Origin of the sequence: Jeotgalicoccus marinus DSM 19772, from assembly GCF_000425825.1 — a bacterium.
Classification (GTDB): domain Bacteria; phylum Bacillota; class Bacilli; order Staphylococcales; family Salinicoccaceae; genus Jeotgalicoccus; species Jeotgalicoccus marinus.
On the sequence record NZ_KE384460.1, the window covers coordinates 363,841 to 382,800 of the forward strand.

An 18,960-nucleotide genomic window follows, 5' to 3' on the forward strand; every position below is an offset into this window, starting at 1 on the left:
AGGTGAAATTATGTATAAAGTAAAAGTAGATAATGTCTCAAAAATATATGATATAAATCGCAATAGAATTCAAAAAGTCTTATCCTTAATTTCATTTGGTTGGCTATATAAAGCTAAACCATTCTATGCATTAAGAGATATTAATTTTGAAGTACATGCTGGTGATTCAGTAGGTATTTTGGGTTTGAACGGTTCAGGTAAGACTACACTGTCTGACTTAATTGCTGAAGCGACGGTACCGTCTAAAGGGAATATTCATATTAATGGAAGAACATCACTTATTGCAATCAGTGCAGGTTTAAATAATGAGTTAACAGGCGAAGAAAATATTCGTATTAAATGCTTAATGCATGGTCTGTCTGAAAAAGATATTAATGATCGTTATGATGATATCTTAAAATTTTCTGAGCTTGGTGATTTCATCAAACAACCAATCAAGAGTTACTCTAGCGGAATGAGGTCAAGACTTGGTTTTGCGATTGCTATTCATACAGACCCGGACATTCTCATTGTAGATGAGGCTCTGTCTGTTGGTGATGAGACTTTTGCTAACAAATGTATTGACCGAATGAGAGATTTTCAAGCACAAGGTAAAACTATATTCTTCGTGTCTCATGCAACTGGTCAAATTAGACAGTTTTGTAATAAGGCAGTTTGGGTACAATATGGAGAAATGAAACAATTTGGAGATATGCAAGATGTAGTAAAAAGTTATGCTGAGTTTGTGGGTCAATATAAAAACTTAACACGTGATGAACAGATTGAGTATAAAGATAAGATGGTTGCCGAACAAATGGCGAAAAGTCAAAGATTGGTTTTACCGAAAGAGAAGATTAATATGTTGAGTGTTGCTGTCGGTAGTGGGCTGTTCTTACTAATGGTGCTCGGTATACTAATACAAGTATTCACTGTTTTTAATTAAAACAGCCTTTTTAAATATAGCAAAATATTGTAAGGTATAATATTAGTTCATTTCTGATAGACACATAGGAGAATTGCCATGAGATATCTTCAAGGAGTTATATCATACTTCGCATTAAAATATAATATGCCTGTTGTCTCTAGACACATACTCAAAATAAGTCTGACTAAAAAGATTGGTAAAAAAGAGCCGGGTTTAAGTTACTTTTTGAGAAAGTCAGGACACTTAACGCTACTTGACTTGATTGATCGTATGCGATTAGCCAATGATTATGAAGCTTATTTAAAGGCGCTTATTTTACGTCATGAGAAGGATTATAAAGGGTCTTTAGAGATGGTTGAAAATGACCGTAATAAGGCACTTGTACCTTTTAAGACCAAACTTTATTATAATTTAAAGCGTTTTGATGATGTTGAAGATATTGCAGAATCTGGACATGATGTACTCGGTGACTTAACAAAAGACCAGCAAGAGGTCTTAGTTCGTAATTTCTTAAAGTCAAATCAATACGATACGATTGAACGTATGATTAACCGTATGAGTAGAAATAAACAGCGATTGGTAGAATTATATAACGAAGAAAAAGATGATTTATTCTACCAATACTCTTGGACAAACTATAGACAAAATGTTTTAGAAATTGATGACCCTGATGTTCAGTTATCCGATTTAAAAGTAGTGATCGATCAAGAAGATATCAATTTAAAACATCTCGGTTATGTTTTAGTAATTAATAATCACTTCCAAAAAGAAGAATTAGTTGAACAATTAAACGATTTATTTGTCGATCACATCAACAATAATAGTCAGTTATTTAAATACATAGATCCAATCGCAGTCGATGTATTAGATTTCAATCTAGCTTCGACTGACAAAAAATCTGACCAACTCCAAAATCTATTAAATTATTATCACTTTGGTAAAGGTACGAAAGTGTTAATGAATAAAATTTTAAAATTGTTGCCTGAAGTACCGCTTAATGCACAGCATATTATGAGTTTACGAAGACTCATTATAGATCAACAGATACAATTTAAGGACTCAAATGCAATTCGTTTGTTTAAGTCAGATAAGCGTTTAGAAACTGTATTTCAAAGTGCAACGCTATTTTTAGATGAAGACACTAATGATAATACAGATTGTTTTGTCTATGACAATTTTTCAAATAAGTCTAGAGCGAGAATATATAATGCAGTGATTGCACAACTCCAAAGGGTAAATAAGTTATATAATTTACCACCATATCTTTTTGCTTATTTAGAAAAGACTGCAAGTAAAAAATATAATCATGCCCTCATACTCGGTCGATTTTATGCTGCTGAAAATGATACTGATAAGTTAAACCAGTTAATTAAGCGCCATTTACCGGAAAAGAAATACAAGTTACATATTAATCTTTCAATGTACTTGTTTAATTTAAAACGATTCAATGATTCACTCTATCATGCACAAGAAGCGTATAAGATTAAACCTGCCAGTGCAGATGTTTTAAGGGCATTGATCAGAGCAAATCATGCAATCGGTAATATTACTGCTCGGTATAAATTTTTAAAGGAAATGAAAAAGCACTTTCCTTCAAGAATATATCCTGGTGAATTTAATCTAGCGGAACAAGAATATAAACTGATGCAAAAAGAATGGCAACCGAAGCCCTTACCTTTAGATTCAAAATTCAATAGTGACGGCAAGACAATACTTTTTGTACTAAACAAAGGAATGCCAGTGATTAATGGTTATACAATTCGTTCAAATGAAATTATTTCTAGAGTAAAAGAACTCGGATATCGTCCAGTGGTGACCACACGCCTTGGCTGGTCTCCAGAACATGAGAGTTATGAAAAACCCGGTCTAGATGATGGGGATTATCGCATATATTATATTGATCGCTCAGATAAGTACTTAACAAATCGAACACCTTTAAAAAAATACTTCGATACTTACAAAGATGAACTTTATAAGATTGTCATGGCGGAGCGTCCGACAATTATTCATGCCGCTTCAAATTTCCAAAATGCCCTTCCAGCTATACGTTTAGGAAATCAGATGGGTATTAAGACAATTTATGAAGTTCGAGGCATGTGGCATCATACACAAACATCTAAAATTCATGAATTCTATCAGTCAGATAGATTTAACATGCAAGAAGAGTACGAAGTTATATGCTGTTCATACGCTGATGAGGTCGTTGTAATTAGTGAGAGCTTGAGAGAATATTTAATTTTTAAAGGTATTGATGCTTCTAAAATTACTTTAATTCAAAACGGCGTGAACACAGAGAAAATCTACCCAACAGAAAAATCAGAATCAATTGTTAATCAGTATAACCTTCAAAATAGTATTGTATTCGGCTTTATTGGGTCAATTACTAATTATGAAGGTATCGAAATGATAATTGATACTATTAAAGAATTAAACGAAAGTGATTATTATGATAAGCGCTTTAAGTTCTTAATTGTTGGAGATGGTCAATATCGCGCGACGCTCCAAAAGAAAGTGCTTGAGGCTCACTTAAGTGAGGATGTCATCTTTATAGGTAAAGTTCCATTTGAAACGGTTAAGGACTTCTATTCAGTTATAGATATCGCACCATTCCCTAGAGTGGATGAGCTTGTGTGTCAGTTGGTGACGCCAATCAAGACATATGAGGCGATGGCGATGGCTAAGAAAGTGATTGTCAGTGATGTCAATGCGCTTAAAGAAATGGTGATTGATCAAGTTAACGGCGTATACTTTAAAGCAGATGATCAAGAGGCATTCAAAGAAGCGGTGGTCAAAGTACTAACAAATGACTCTATCGGTGAATCAGCGAGAATGTGGGTTGAAGAAAATCGTAATTGGCAAGTATTAATCGATCGATTAGATCGTTTGTACAAAGAAATGATAGCTTAAAAAAATTGTGCCTAAGGAAAGCCTTAGGCACAATTTTTAATTTAACTTACTAATATAATCCTTAATCGCATTTGATGCTGAATTAAGAGCATCTTGATTATCAACGATGAATGTTTCAAGATCGTCTTTGTTTAAGTCATAAAGAATATTTAAAGCCATCTCTAATAAGTCTTCTTTTTTAATATAGTCTGCGTTTACTTCTTCCTTTAGAAATACGTCTAGACCGTTATAGCCATCCACATACCTAAATGGGTTACCCACTAGTCCTTTGAAGTTCGAAGTTGACAATATCAAATTTAACATCCATAGGTTATCTTCACTTGGCATTTCGACGTATTTATAGCTATTATTTTTACTAGATACTGTATTTGGTTTATATATAAAAGTATCAGAGAACCTAGGCTTAATATTATCCACTTCAGCTGTTACGCGGATTCGGTATTTTCCAGCTTCATCTAAATGGAACTGACAATAGCGTGAATCAGTACGGTGAGATTTTTTTAAAGGGCGACCATCTTTATATAATTCATAAATATAATATCTTTCTTCTACATAGTTCATAAAGACAGATAGTATGTTTCCTTCTAACTTTTCATCAAATAACAACTGGTTTTCATAGTTATCTGAATTAATTTTTCTCAACTGTTGGTTAACTGCATCATAGATTTCTAATGGTGCGTTAAGTATATCTTTAACTGCATCATTCCCTGCACTGATTACTAACTTATTTTCTATATTATTATAGAGTAATTCATATAGGCCTGAAATAAAGCTGTCGTAATCATTATTAGGTAGTACATCGATTAAAATAACTTTGTCATATCTTTGTGCCAAGGTTAAAACATCTTTGATTCTATTCCTTAAAGCTCTAAACTGATCAATTTTTCTAACTGTTTGGTAGTCGATTTCATCATCAATCAATTCAAATGAACGACGATTAAAGTAATCGCCATTATAGACGACGATATCATTTAGCTCACTGAGTAAATCAATCATTAATACTTCAGAGTTAGATTCTTTAAGTTTTTCCAGGTTTGCTTTATTTAAATCTCTATGAGCCGTAGAGATTTCAACGATATCACTCGTGTTAATATCTTTCATTGCTTTTGGGTACGGCTCTGAAAACAATGACAATAAGCTAGTACCAGCTATGAAGTTATTAACTGAGTAGGGGAAACTTCTGAATTCTGTTAGTTTGGAAGAAAATTTACTTCCGATAATATCAATTTTCATTACTTGCACCTCTAGATTTCGATAGAATGTTTTCTATTTGCATGCCTTAATAGTATAATATAATTTGAATCACGAATTAAGGAGCAGACTTATGTACTTTTTAAAGAAAAACATTCTTAATATTATTATTTGCATGCTTAGTTTTGGCGTGCTTGCTACAGTGGTTAACTTCTTCATTCCACCGTCCAGTACAACATACGAAGAATATTATACATTAGAAACTGCTCTAGAACCAAATTCTATTGCAGATTTAAATATATTACTAAACGATACTATTAATAACAGTTCTGATAATATTCACGTAGCCGAGTTGAATGGACAAACAAATTCTAATCTGTTACAACTAAACATTACAACAGAAAGTGGAATTAGTTATGATTCAATCCAATCACAAGTACATGATATTTTAGAAGCTGAAGGATTCGTAATAACCGAAAACGTAAGCCAATTGACTTACGATACTTCAAATGAAGCCTTACAGATTATTATTGTGATGTTAGGTTTAATCATTGGTACTGTTGTAGGAATCATTCTCGCAGTTAACAATAACAACATTAATACTGAAGAAGATATCCAACACTATTTAAACGAAAGAACATTGGGTACATTCTAGGAGTGAGAATATGAGTGCAAATGAAGAAATAGAGTCAGTATTTGACAAAGATCTTTTAAATACTTTATACGATACTGCGATTGCAATAAGAAAAGAAAACAAAGATAATCCAAAAAATAAGACGATATTTTCATCTTTAGTAAAACAAGCGGCAACAGTTGAAGCAACTGTTCATATCGCTTACTTACTCGCCAGCCTAAAAGATCGTGTATTAATCGTTAATTTAGATGGAAAGTCGTTTAACCAAGTTGAATCATATATAAATTCAAAAGCGAAACCGAATTTATTTACCACCTTAAAAACATCAATGTTTTTAAGTGAAGCCATCCAACCGACAGCTGTTGAACGATTGGATGTGATTCATATTGAAGATTTAAGTGACGAGGAAATCGTTACGAAATTTAATGAGCATAATGTATTATCAAAATTAAGCCCGTTAACGAATTATTATGATCATATCTTCATCATTGGTCCTCAAGTGGATGATATGGAAAATTACGGAACATATTTGGAATTAGCTGACAGTGCTGTCACAATTATCAATGCCAAAAAGAATGACAAACATGAATTAAGTAAATATTTACAGAAAATTAATCTTTTTAATGTAAAAAGTTTTGGTATACTAAGAAAAGAATAAATTTAAATTTGAAGAAGGTAAGGTGTTCCATAGTGAAACTAACAACAATTGGATTAGGTTATATCGGTTTACCTACATCTATTATGTTCGCTAAACACGGCGTAGACGTGTTAGGTGTCGATATTAAGCAAGAAGCTGTTGATATGCTTAATGGAGGACAAATTCATATTGAGGAGCCTGGACTACAAGAAGCACTTGAAGAAGTGTTAGAGACAGGTAAATTCAGGGCTTCGACTGTTGCTGAAGAAGCAGACGCATATATTATTGCGGTACCAACACCAAACAATGATGATGAGCATAAATCTGCAGATATCTCTATTGTTATGGCTGGTGTTGAGTCAATCGTTCCTATACTTAAAAAAGGTGACACTGTAATTGTAGAATCTACAATCGCACCTCGTACTATGGATGATAATGTAGCGCCTTATCTAGAAGAACAAGGCTTTAAGATTGGTGAAGACATTTTCTTAGTACACTGTCCTGAACGTGTATTACCAGGACAAATTATGCATGAGCTTATTTATAACAACCGTATTGTTGGTGGAATGACTCCAGCATGTGTTGAAGCTGGTAAGAAAGTATATGGTACTTTCGTTAAAGGTGAAATGATTGAAACAAATGCGAAGACTGCTGAAATGTCTAAGCTAATGGAGAATACTTATCGTGATGTGAATATTGCATTAGCGAATGAATTGGCTAAAATTTGTAACCATTTAGATATCAATGTACATGAAGTAATTGAAATGGCGAACAAGCACCCACGTGTTAACTTACACACACCAGGACCTGGTGTAGGTGGTCACTGTCTAGCAGTAGACCCTTACTTCATTATTGCTGAAGCACCAGAACAGTCTCCATTAATTCAGTTATCACGTTCTATTAACGTGTCTATGCCTGAGTATGTTGTTAATACTACTAAAGACATTCTTGGCAAACTTGGTGGTAATAAAATGAGTGTCTTTGGTTTAACTTATAAAGGTGATGTGGATGACATTCGTGAATCACCAGCGTTTGATATTTATGAGTTATTACGTAAAGAATCTGGCCTAGAAGTTAATGCTTACGATCCACACGTTAAGATGGATTTTGTGGAAAAAGACATGACTGAAGCGATTAAAGATTCTTCTTTAGTCCTAGTATTAAGTGATCACAGTGAATTTAAAACATTAACTGATTCTGACTTTGAAGGTATGAAAGATAAGGTTATCTTTGATACTAAGAATGTGGTACCTAACAACTTCGAAGAAGTTAAATACTTTAACTACGGGAACATTCAAAAATTCTAGAAACTATATATAAATACAAAACTGTAGACAAAGTTAAAGACGATGTCTGCAGTTTTATTTGTAAAGGGTTGCTGCTCAATGGATATTAAGAAGTATAATAGTGCAAGTAAATACTATGAAAAGAATATTTCAGAGTATAAAAAAGGTAATCTGGTTATTAAAGATAACCTAGACCCTATAAAATTTAATAATTCGATAGACTGGAATTATAAACACGCAGATAATGCGAGGACTTACCAAGTATATTTGCACAGTTTAAATATCGTTAAAGATTTTGTGCAAATGTATTTAAAAACGAATGAGAAGAAATATCTTAAAGAAGCAAGAAACATTATAATTAATTGGTATAATAAAAACTTTGATTTAAATACAAGTAATTTAGCATGGAACGAACACGCAGCATCATATAGAATTAACAACATTATATACTTTCAAGAATATTCCGCAAATATAAAACTGTCTTCAAGAATTTTTAAGGCTCTTATTACAAAGCATGTTGACTTTTTAAATGATGACAAAAATTATCGTGATAATAATCATGGAATAATGATGGATAACTCATTGTTAGTTGCTAGTTATTACCTAGAAGATGAGGAAAAGAAAGAGCTAATTATTTCCAAAGTATTTTATAGATTAAGCTATAGCATTAAAAGAGACTTTTCATACAAAGGATTACATCTTGAAAATTCACCTGAATATCATAGATTAGTTTTAACTCTTTTAAACAGATCGAAACGCATTTTACAAGAATTAAACAAGCCATTCCCAAAAGAGATTATAGATATATTAGATAATGCTAGGAAAATCACGTCGATATTCATAAAACCGAATCGTCAATATCCAGTTATCGGAGATACTGGGACAATATTTGATAAAAAAATACCGAAAAAATTTATAGATTTAATTGATTACGAAGCTGGATTGTCAATATTTAATAATAAAAATAGTAATAAAATTTCTGAAAGTACTTGGTTGTTGTTTAAGTCAGGTTACCAAAGTAAAACTCATAAACATATGGACGATTTGTCTTTTAATTTATTTGTAGATGGTGTTGATATTTTTATAGACTCAGGGAAATATAACTATGAAATTTCAAATCCTATAAGAGAGAGTATTGTTTCACCAGAAGGACACAGTACAATTTATATAGAAGGTAAAAAATATAAGTTAACGTCTCCTCAAAAAGATCAACTAAAATTGTCTATAAATAAATTTATAAAAAAGAATAAATATAAATTAGTCTCAGCAAAAAATAATCTGTATCACGCTACTTTTATTAGCAGAACTTGCATCCTAACTGATTCTGACGAACTTATAATTTATGATTCGGTTAATTCCAAAATTAATCAGAAATATGTGCAAAATTTTATTTTGAATCCAAAAGCTGAGGTAAGTAAAATCGATAAGAATACTTTTAGCATTATTATTAATAATAAAAAATATTACTTACAAATTATTGCGAGAAATAACGAAAAAATAAATGCTGATCTCAAAGATACTTTAATTTCTTTAGAATTCGGTAAGGTAATAAAAACGCACAAAATACAGTTTAGTAAACAAGCATCAACTACAAACTTCTTATCAGTATTTTATAAAGAAGAAAGTACCGTTAATATTAATGATTTAAAAATTGAAAAAGGTAAGATTATTTTTTCCGACAAAAATAAACAACATATAATAAATCTATAAGGGTGTTTTAAATGAATAATAATTTAATGAATTATAAGTATTCTAAACAGTATATTTTTATAGAAAATGAAGCAAACGTGATACTTAGAAACTTAAAAGAGGATGCAAAAGTTATAGATAATACTGATTATCAATGGAAAATAGTATCCAGTGTTACTCAGAAAAAATATAACGGTGATGTGTACGATTTCATACAACTTGATGATCAAACTGTAGGTTGGGTAAAATTAAAAGATTCTATACAAATATTTAGATTTAAAGCTAAAACTTTTAAATTGATCGAAGATAAATATTATAGTGATGAAATTAACAGTAAATTAGATTTTGAAAAGGATTTCTATTCAGCATTTGAAGGGAAATTATTAACTGCAAAATCTGAAATTGAATATAATGGAAAAAAATTCTATGGAATTTTTTTGAAAAATAAATTTCAAGGATTCCATCCATCATCGTATTTAGATGAAGCAGTTGAATATAACATATCTCTAAAGAGAGATAGTTTAATAAATTCCGAAAAATTATATACGGTTAGTACTTTAAATAACGCAATCGATGATCAAGTTGATATTAATACTTTGACTTTAGTACTTGCATTTCACTCTAAAAAAATAGCAAAATTACAAATAGATGATAAGGAAATGTATTGGACCTCATTAAGCAATATTGAAAATATTAATGAAGTATTAAATATGAGTGGTCAAAATTTTGAAAAAAATGAAGAAGATAAGTTGATTGAGGATATATTATATAGTGTTGATATAGAAAGAAATAAAACAAAAAAAATTGTAAAATCAGTTATTTCTGCTAAAGAATTCTTGAATCTAAATAAAGATAGTAAACAGTATATGAGCTTTCCTGATACTGAAATTAAAAAATTAGAAAATGAATTAAAACTCACAAAAGAGAGACTAGAGTCACAAAAAGATTATAATAACAGGTTAGCTGAGCAAAAAAATCGGTATAAAGAGCGTATGGTTTTTGTTGAAGAAAAGTTAAAAGAATTAGATGGGAAATATAAAGAGCTAAAGAAAAAATAGGTGGTGAAAAAAATGGACAAGAAAACTTTAGAAAATAAAATGAAAAAGTATAATAAATTATACAAGAAAGATTTTAATTTGACATTAAATAAAATGATTAATGATTTGAATCCTAGTGTTAATATTAGTGAATATAGTAAAAATTTTAATAATAAACAAGAAACGGATCTTTTTTATTATCTTAAAGTAAAGGAACTCGGGAGACAGCATGCGCTTGATGAATACATCGATATTATAAATCGTAATGAAATAACAGAGAGCAATGGGAGTAGATTTTTTGAAAAATTAAATTTAAATATTGGTATAATTGCAGATGAGTTTTTATATGAATCATTTAAAAACATTGCGAATATAAAATATTTATCTAGAAATGATATTTCTGTGGATAAATCATTAGATTTTGTAATTTTTGCTACAACTTGGAGAGGAGTTGACAATTCGTGGGTAGGTGTTGCTAATCCCTTTTCTGAAGCAAGAAAAGATATGTTGAATCTCATTGACTTATATAAAAGTGAAGGTATAACAACTGTGTTCTACTCCAAGGAAGACCCCGTGAATTATAATTTATTTAAGGATATGTCTAAACCATGTGATTATATATATACAACTTCACAAGAAGTAGTGAATGATTATATTAGTTACACTGGTAATGAAAATGTGGATGTACTTCAATTTGGAATAAACCCTACAATACATAACCCGGTTGGTACTAGAAGTAAATTTGCTGAGCAATATAAGAACAAAATACTATTTGCAGGATCTTGGTTAGTTAAATATCCGGTACGCATGACAGAAACTCAAAGACTCTTTGATTCGATTTTAAAAGAAACGGAAGATTTAATTATAATAGATAGAAATTTAGAACTTGAGAATCCAAGATACCAGTTCCCATCAAAATATATAAATAACATTACATTCCCAGTAAAACATAATTTGTTAATGAAATTGCATAAAATTTTTAGATGGAGTATTAATATGAACTCTGTAAAATACTCTGAAACTATGTTTGCAAATAGAGTGTATGAATTACAAGCATTCGGAAATATATTATTATCAAATTACAACACTGGAATAAATAATATCTTTCCTAATGTCAGAATGATTAATGATAAAGAAGATTTTAAATTATTATATAATACCAATGAAAATGATCTTTTAGAGTTACAAGCTAAAGGAATTAGAAGTGTAATGAAAAATCACACAACTTATCATAGATTATCTAAAATTGCTTCGGACATAGGTTTAAGTGCTAACCAATATGAGGATGCTAAAATACTGATAATTATGAAAGACTACTCAGACGAAAATATTGATAATTATGAAAGACAGATATATGAAAATAAATTCAAATGCCAAGAATCAGAAATATCTACAATTGATCTTAAAGAATATGATTATATAACATTCTTTTCTAGCAACATACTTTATGAGGAATACTATCTGGATGATATGGTTTCTGCATTTAAATATGTTGATGTAGATTTTGTGACTAAAAATAGTAACCTTGAAAAACATAATTATGTAAATAATATAAATGATACCTATCTCTCAATGATTTCAACTAAAAATATTCAAAGCATTAATGAAATAGATAATTTAAATGTAGGGTATAATTTAGATGATGTTGAAGTGTTCAAAAATAAGCAAGAATATAAAAATAGAGTAACTAAAGATTTAAGCGTCATTGTACCAATACATAACAATGGCTCTTATTTAGAGGAGAAATGTTTTGCTAGTTTGAAGAGGTCCTCAATATTCGAAAAGATGGAAATAATTTTTGTAAATGACGGTTGTACTGATGAATATACAATAAAAATTATTAACCGCTTAAGAAGAAGACATCCAGATATAGTTTACATTGAAAATGATACAGGATCAGGAAGTGCTTCAAAACCTAGAAACCAAGGTGTTAAAATAGCGAGTACGGATTTAATAACTTATCTCGATCCAGATAATGAAGCTACTGGTGATGGATATGCTCATATGTTAGAAGCTATAAAAGAAAAAAATGTGGATATGGTTGTTGGCAATATAGTAAAAGAATCTAATGAGAAAAAGAATACCATTAGTTATACTAATGTTATAAAAAATAATAATTATGGTAAGTTATATATTGACGATCCACAAGCATTTCTAAAAAGAAGCGAGATGAGAGTTCAAAGTATCCAAGCACTAATAGTCAAGAAAAATATAATACTAGATAATGATATCACTATGGTTGAAGGCGCTGCTGGGCAGGATACAATGTTTTTCCAAGAATTAGTGCTCAATTGCAACAGTATCCAAGGTGTAAACAAACTCATTCACATCTATTATGCAGCAGTATCTGGTAGTGTTACGAATACAGTTAGTAAAAAATTTTTTATCAAGTATCTAATTTTAGAAAAAGAGCGTGTTCCTTTCTTAAATAAGTACGGACTAATGGAAACTTATTTAGAAGAAAGATTTAACTTTTATATAAAAAAATGGTACAAACCGAGATTAGATAGATTACAGCCAGAAGACAGAAAAGAGTCGATCAAACTATTTCTAGATATTCTAGATTTGTATAAAGAATATCAGCCTGTCTATGATTTAGATAATCAAAAATTAATTGAGGAATTATCACAAGAGTTAGTTAATTAAGAATGAGAGGGATTGTATGTTAAGTAAAGAAATTGAGTTATCTTCTTCTTATATTGAGTATCATATTAATGATAACTTTGACTATCATAAAGAAATTATTAATCTTAAAGATATAAAGATTATTATAAACTTAAACAATCATTCTACGTTTGATGAAAACTATGACTATCTTTTCACTATTCCATTTAATAAACATGTTGAACTAAGAGCTAATAAACATAGCATTCACCGTATAGATTTGGAAAAAATAGTGAAGAAGTTCTTAATTAAGAAAATTGAAGTAGAAGATTATCATTACTATATAAATTGTTTTACATCTGAACAATTATCAGAGCCAATAATTTTCAACAACCGAAAAATTATTGGCAAGATGAAACTCTTACCACGAAGTATTAATTCTTTATCTAAATCTCATGAGTTAGTTTATACAGCAAATAATATTCTAAACAAATATAAAGAAGTGGATGAAAATTTCAAAGTTATAAAACAGAAATTAAATTATGTTAATTCACTTGCAAGTAAGATGTAGGAGGAAGTTCCCTTGTATGATAAATATCAGGATCAAATAAAATTGATAAGTAAAGAATTAAATGAGAATACTGATAAACTAGACAAAGGCATATCCATTGTAATCCCTGTTTATGATGGTTTTAACTATATCAATACTTGCTTAGAGAGTATTCTTAATCAAGAAATTTCTACTGCAAATTACGAGGTTATCATTGTCTTTAACGGTAAATTTGTAGACGATGTAAACTATATATACAATCAAATCAATAAATATAATACTATTGATATTACATTGTTAATTAATGATGAACCAAGTGCAGGAGCAGCTAGAAATTTAGGTGTTAGATATGCAAATTACACACATGTTACTTTTATTGATATTGACGATTATATTTCACCTAATTTTATACAATCAGGATTTGATTTTTTAGATCCACAAACTATTTTGTACACTCAAATTCACAATATATCAGATGGATATATTGATACTACAAACAGTTTAAATTATGAAATCATCAATGCATCTAATAAAAAATCAATAGCGCTTATGGATTTAAACAAAATATCAACTATTACTGCATGTAAAATAATACCTAAAAAATTCTTGTTAACTCAAGAATTCAGATCCTCTCTAAAAAGTGGTGAAGACACTGTTTACTTTTGTGAACTTTTTGCAAATAATAGACCTAAACTACAGATTGTCCCGATAGAAGAAAATGCTATTTATTACAGAGTAATAAGAATGAATTCTATTTCACGTAAGGCAGAAAACTTTGATTTCTTAATACTTCAAAGAGTTGAGATTCTAGAAATTTTAGATGAGCTATATGATTTAGTAAAAAATAAACAGGTTCAAAGATTGATTCGTTCTAAATATTTAGCGCAAATAGTATTTATGAATAATTATATTAAAAATAATTTAGATGAGCATGGTAAGATTATTGATTTAGTAAGTAATATGAATTTACAACATTTTGATTACTCAGTTTTAAATAGAAATCTAGCTAAAAAGCTCGTTATATCATATTGTTTTCCTCCATTTAGTGATACTAGTGCAACCATTGTTTCTAAAAGAATTTTAGAAGAAAATCAAATTGTTGATGTCATATCCAATAATATGAGTAAAATAAGGAAAAAAGAGCATTCATTAAAAAAAATTATAAGACACTTAGTAGGGGAGAATAAGACAAGTAATAACCAAGCATCATTTAGTAATATGTTTTATTTAAATAAATTTGTAGACGACGCATTCAATTTATTTTCCAAGAATTTGGAAAGGTATGAAGAAATTTATAGCCGGGCTATGTTTCCTATCTCACACTTCCCTCCTCTATTCATGAAAGTTTTAAAACCAGAAGTTAGATGGGTAGCTGAGTTTTCAGATCCACTTCTAATGGATATACATTCTAATAAAAGATTTGCAGATATTGAGAATGTGAATCTAGTAAAATATTTAACGGGTGAAATACTTGGACCTTTTAAAAAATATGTTGATAACAACCTTTTTAATCTGATGGAGATTATACCTTTTGCTTTAGCAGATGAATTAGTATTTACAAATGAACATCAATTGGAAACAATGATTGAACGCTTCAATAGTGAAGAGAAAGCAATACTTAGAAAAAAATCAGTTATACACAAGCATCCTACACTAGATAGAGAATATTATAATCTGAAGATAAGTACAATTAAATTTGATGAATCTGTTATTAATATAGGGTACTTTGGCAACTTTTATGAAAATAGAAGTTATCATCATTTTATTAAGTTAATTGATTATTTGAATCATAAATTTGAATATCAGTTCAAGCTTCATTTATTCACTAACATCGATGTTATATCAGAAGAAGAGCAAACAGTATTAGAAAACTTAAATATAAATTTATATCCTTACTTGTCATTCCTAGAATTCTTAAATACAACTCAGAATTTGGACTTTTTATTAATAAGTGATGCGTTAACCCATGGTATTAAAGATAAAAACCCATACTTACCATCAAAACTCAGTGACTATTTAGGTAGTAATACACCTATAATTGGTTTTGTTGAAAATGGAAGTATCATGAGTAATGATAAAAATGGAATTATAAAAATTAATATGGATAATTTTAAACATGATGAATTTAATATTAAGGACAATACTTTAACAGAAATCAAAGAGAAAATTGATAAAGGTAATGATAGAAGGTATCTAGTATATGGTCCTGACTCTACAGATTTATATCGTGATAATGTAGAATTATCAGTTAGTCCTGATTTGAGCATAAATAATCTTCGACTAAAAGAATGGATTATAAAGCCGGTTAAACTACCTATAAAGATGAAGAATACTTATACTCTATACTATAAAAATATAGGAGAAGAAATTGAAAAGATAAGTATACAAAGTTTTTATAGTGTCAAAAATGTTATTAAAGTTAATATAGATTTCAATGGTGAATTCAATAATGATATTTGTATAACAAAATTTAGAAATATTAAAGAAGTTTCTGTAAATCCAAATGAATATATTAAGATAAAACTAAAATATAAAAAGTATTATAATCAAAAAAGTTTTCTTGAGGCAGGAAGACTAAAATTGACCAACCTCTAATATTTTTACTGAGAATAGGAGTGAAGATATGGTCATAAAATCATACAGGAAAGATCAATTTTTAATTTCAAATGAAAAATTAGAAAATATCCCTGAATATTTAGATCATGAAGAAAAATTATCAAATGCGTACTTTTACTACGAAAATTCAAGTAATTTAACGCATTATATTGATGGAGAAATTACAATTTACATGTTAGGTTATATTCTAGATATTAGAAACCCAAAAAAAGATTACGATGAAATATTAGAAGACTTAAATAAGCAATACAGGAAATCACATGAACATTTTCATGATACTTTAGATTACTTTAATGGGAGATATATTTTAATTATTAGTGACTCTACTGATACTCAGATATACACAGATGCAACTTCTATGAAACCAATTTTTTATTGGAATAAAGAATTATTTGGTTCTCATGAAGTGATAGTTCGTGAAGTAGTGAACAGTAACAAAGGTACCACTTTGAAGACAAGATGGACTAATGGCTATATGGATTATACAGGTACCCAATCTATCTATAAATTCAATTGCAATAACTATTTTTCTTTCAAAGAAAATTCGTTCAATAGATATTTTCCTAGATACGAGATTGAAAATCAATCAGTTAATGAAATAGTTGAAAAAACTATTCCTTTACTTAGAAATCAGGTTGAATGGTTATCGAGACTTGACAAAACACTATATATATCTGTAACGGGGGGAGTAGATTCAAAGGTATCTTTGGCAATTCTTAAATCTATCAAATCTAAACTGAATTTATTCACATACTTAATTGATTTTGAAATGGAGAAAGATGGACCTAGAAAAGAAATCTATCTGCGTGATAAGGAATTAGTAGACAGATTAATTTATAATTTTGATTTAAACCATGATTATTATAACTTTGGAGATTTAAATATCCCGGAAGAATTTATAAAGAAAATGAAATATAATTTTAGTTCTGCACATTCCAATGAAGTAGCATATCTAGTAAGAGAGAATATGGATTGTGGTAGTATCCATATTAAGTCCAATATATATGAAATGGCAAAATTACCATATACTCAATCTGGTTATAAAGTAACAAAAATAGAAGATGGATATAATATCTCTAAAAAGTGGTTACCTAAAAGTATTCGAGATAAGAATGACGTAGGTAAGAAAATGTATTTGGCTGCAGCTGACAGATGTAATTTAACTCGTGAAAATATTCTAAATGCTAATTTAAGTATGATGTTATATCTTGAATCAAAACTTAGTAATTGGCATAGTTGTATAACTCAAGAAACAGATGCTGTACAAGAAACTTTTATATTGTTTAACAGTAAATATTTATTGAGAAATTTATTGTCATTAAAAATGAATGACAGAGTAAACGCTACGCTTTTACATATGTATATTAAAGAATTCTGGCCGTTCTTAAATTACCAGGTAGCAAATAGTTATGATACTTTAGAGGTATATAAAGATAATTATGTAGACGTAGTTCACCCTAACGAATATCTAAAAATTATTAATCCAATGAATGTTAGTATTTCTAATAATGGAAATACTATTTATATTAAACCAACAAATGGAATAGCGTTACGAGACACCAAGATTAATTTTGAAATACTTAATGACAGTACTTCTGATGTATCAGTCAACATTAAAAGTTATTATAGTCACCCAGAAAAAAATATTTTTTTAATAGTGGATAAAAAAAGACTCTCAATTAATAATTTTACTAATGGGCAAAGTATAGATTTAAAAGGTAAAACGTCTGTAAAAATTCAAATAGACTACAAAAAAAACTTTAAGTTTGATTCATGGTTTAAAGCAGGAGAAATATCTATAAGTTAGTTAATTTAAGTTAGGGGGTGCATTAAATGGACTTTAAGCTTCTAAATTCAATAATAATAGAATATTTAGCTGATCTTCCTATTAATAAGTACAAAACTAATTTTCAAGGAACGTTAATGTTGGCCAATTATCATTTATCTAGACTTGAGGGCTGTAAAAGCATAAAAGCAAGTAAATTTGCAATAAAAATGAAATATAAGGATGAAATATTTGGGTCAATTTATGGCCAAACTCCCACGTCTAATAAAGCTATTGCAAAAAAAATTACAAAAGATAAGTTAGCTACAGAACTAGCGTTGAAAGAAGCTGGGATTAATACTAGTAATTCAATTGGATTTGAACTAAACCAATATGAAGAGGCTAAAAAATTTATAAAGGAAACAAAAGGCAAATATGTTTTTAAGCCAAGTAACCTTAATGGTGGACGAGGTATAACTCTTAATGTAGGTTCAGGTAACTTTGATCAAGCATGGAAATTTGCTGAAAGCGCAACTAAAGAAAGAAATAAAGAATTTCATTTAATTATTCAAGAGTTTATACCAGGGGTTGAAACGAGGTTTCTTGTTATAGAAAAGAAATTTAATTCAGCCATTTTAAGAGTACCAGCTAATGTTATTGGTAACGGTAAAAATACAGTTAAAGAACTGATTGACAATAAAAATATACAAAGAAAACTTAATCCACATTTGAAAGTACTACCAATCAAAGTTGATCTAAGATTGTTAAATAATCTAGAAAATGAGAATCTTAGTTTAGATAGTATACCAGATAATAATCAGGTAGTGTATCTGCATAAATCCTCTAATATTTCTTTAGGTGGAGACAGTTATGAGATATCACATCTTGTTAATGATTCTATGATTGAGACTGCTGAGTCAGCTGTAAAGGCAATTCCAGGGCTCAATACAGCAGGTGTAGACATAATTTATAGATCATTAAACGATACCAATCCTTATGTATTGGAAATTAACCCTGATGCAAATTTAAGAATGCATCACTACCCATACAAGGGAACACCAAAAGAGCCAGTTTTCGATTTAATTGATGCTATGTTAGCGGAATATAAAGCTAACAATAATATTAACTAAATAAATAAAT

The 18,960-nt window shown here is 29.4% G+C and carries 13 protein-coding genes; 12 read left to right on the forward strand and 1 reads right to left on the reverse strand.

Annotation, left to right across the window (positions count from 1 at the left end; all coding sequences use genetic code 11):
• Nucleotides 1-7 precede the first annotated feature (7 nt).
• The gene (locus tag H624_RS0110930; RefSeq protein ID WP_026867641.1) at nt 8-922 is read left to right on the forward strand and encodes an ABC transporter ATP-binding protein; all 915 of its coding nucleotides are present in this window, start codon (nt 8-10) and stop codon (nt 920-922) included.
• Between the two features lie 78 nt (nt 923-1,000).
• The gene (locus H624_RS0110935) at nt 1,001-3,811 is read left to right on the forward strand and encodes a glycosyltransferase family 4 protein (RefSeq protein ID WP_026867642.1); all 2,811 of its coding nucleotides are present in this window, start codon (nt 1,001-1,003) and stop codon (nt 3,809-3,811) included.
• A 36-nt stretch (nt 3,812-3,847) separates the two neighbouring features.
• On the opposite strand, the gene H624_RS12105 is transcribed toward H624_RS0110935, so the two are convergent.
• The gene (locus tag H624_RS12105; protein ID WP_051220579.1) at nt 3,848-5,044 is read right to left on the reverse strand and encodes a DUF6270 domain-containing protein; all 1,197 of its coding nucleotides are present in this window, start codon (nt 5,042-5,044) and stop codon (nt 3,848-3,850) included.
• Between the two features lie 91 nt (nt 5,045-5,135).
• Between H624_RS12105 and H624_RS0110945 the strand changes: the two genes are divergently transcribed.
• The 10 genes from H624_RS0110945 to H624_RS0110990 all read left to right on the forward strand — a co-directional run bounded on the left by H624_RS0110945 (nt 5,136) and on the right by H624_RS0110990 (nt 18,950).
• Nucleotides 5,136-5,657, forward strand: a complete 522-nt coding sequence (locus tag H624_RS0110945; RefSeq protein WP_026867643.1) for a YveK family protein — start codon at nt 5,136-5,138, stop codon at nt 5,655-5,657.
• A 10-nt stretch (nt 5,658-5,667) separates the two neighbouring features.
• Nucleotides 5,668-6,294: a ParA family protein gene (locus tag H624_RS0110950; protein ID WP_026867644.1), complete on the forward strand. Its 627-nt coding sequence runs from the start codon at nt 5,668-5,670 to the stop codon at nt 6,292-6,294.
• A gap of 32 nt (nt 6,295-6,326) precedes the next feature.
• Entirely contained in the window at nt 6,327-7,580 is a 1,254-nt protein-coding gene (locus H624_RS0110955) for a nucleotide sugar dehydrogenase (RefSeq protein ID WP_026867645.1), read from the forward strand.
• 78 nt (nt 7,581-7,658) lie between these two features.
• Nucleotides 7,659-9,269 carry a heparinase II/III domain-containing protein gene (locus H624_RS0110960; RefSeq protein ID WP_026867646.1) on the forward strand — a complete coding sequence of 537 codons (1,611 nt, stop codon included), beginning with the start codon at nt 7,659-7,661 and terminating at the stop codon, nt 9,267-9,269.
• A gap of 11 nt (nt 9,270-9,280) precedes the next feature.
• A complete protein-coding gene (locus H624_RS0110965; protein ID WP_026867647.1) occupies nt 9,281-10,306 on the forward strand; it encodes a hypothetical protein in 1,026 nt (341 codons plus the stop codon).
• Nucleotides 10,307-10,318: 12 nt separating this feature from the next.
• Nucleotides 10,319-12,931, forward strand: a complete 2,613-nt coding sequence (locus tag H624_RS0110970) for a glycosyltransferase (RefSeq protein WP_026867648.1) — start codon at nt 10,319-10,321, stop codon at nt 12,929-12,931.
• 16 nt (nt 12,932-12,947) lie between these two features.
• On the forward strand, nt 12,948-13,460 hold the full coding sequence (locus H624_RS0110975; protein WP_026867649.1) for a hypothetical protein: 513 nt from the start codon (nt 12,948-12,950) through the stop codon (nt 13,458-13,460).
• Nucleotides 13,461-13,472: 12 nt separating this feature from the next.
• Nucleotides 13,473-16,034: a glycosyltransferase gene (locus H624_RS12280; protein ID WP_051220580.1), complete on the forward strand. Its 2,562-nt coding sequence runs from the start codon at nt 13,473-13,475 to the stop codon at nt 16,032-16,034.
• A 28-nt stretch (nt 16,035-16,062) separates the two neighbouring features.
• Nucleotides 16,063-17,862, forward strand: a complete 1,800-nt coding sequence (locus H624_RS0110985; protein WP_026867650.1) for a hypothetical protein — start codon at nt 16,063-16,065, stop codon at nt 17,860-17,862.
• 26 nt (nt 17,863-17,888) lie between these two features.
• Nucleotides 17,889-18,950 (forward strand): ATP-grasp domain-containing protein, encoded by a 1,062-nt coding sequence (locus H624_RS0110990; RefSeq protein WP_026867651.1) that lies wholly within the window; start codon nt 17,889-17,891, stop codon nt 18,948-18,950.
• The last annotated feature ends 10 nt before the right edge of the window (nt 18,951-18,960 follow it).

Bases quoted from the DNA above. Each gene is read 5' to 3' on its own strand.
- H624_RS0110965 (WP_026867647.1), top strand. From the start codon at position 9,281: ATGAATAATAATTTAATGAATTATAAGTATTCTAAACAGTATATTTTT.
- H624_RS0110935 (WP_026867642.1), top strand. From the start codon at position 1,001: ATGAGATATCTTCAAGGAGTTATATCATACTTCGCATTAAAATATAAT.
- H624_RS0110985 (WP_026867650.1), top strand. From the start codon at position 16,063: ATGGTCATAAAATCATACAGGAAAGATCAATTTTTAATTTCAAATGAA.
- H624_RS12105 (WP_051220579.1), bottom strand. From the start codon at position 5,044: ATGAAAATTGATATTATCGGAAGTAAATTTTCTTCCAAACTAACAGAA.
- H624_RS0110990 (WP_026867651.1), top strand. From the start codon at position 17,889: ATGGACTTTAAGCTTCTAAATTCAATAATAATAGAATATTTAGCTGAT.
- H624_RS0110970 (WP_026867648.1), top strand. From the start codon at position 10,319: ATGGACAAGAAAACTTTAGAAAATAAAATGAAAAAGTATAATAAATTA.
- H624_RS0110945 (WP_026867643.1), top strand. From the start codon at position 5,136: ATGTACTTTTTAAAGAAAAACATTCTTAATATTATTATTTGCATGCTT.
- H624_RS0110960 (WP_026867646.1), top strand. From the start codon at position 7,659: ATGGATATTAAGAAGTATAATAGTGCAAGTAAATACTATGAAAAGAAT.
- H624_RS0110975 (WP_026867649.1), top strand. From the start codon at position 12,948: ATGTTAAGTAAAGAAATTGAGTTATCTTCTTCTTATATTGAGTATCAT.
- H624_RS0110950 (WP_026867644.1), top strand. From the start codon at position 5,668: ATGAGTGCAAATGAAGAAATAGAGTCAGTATTTGACAAAGATCTTTTA.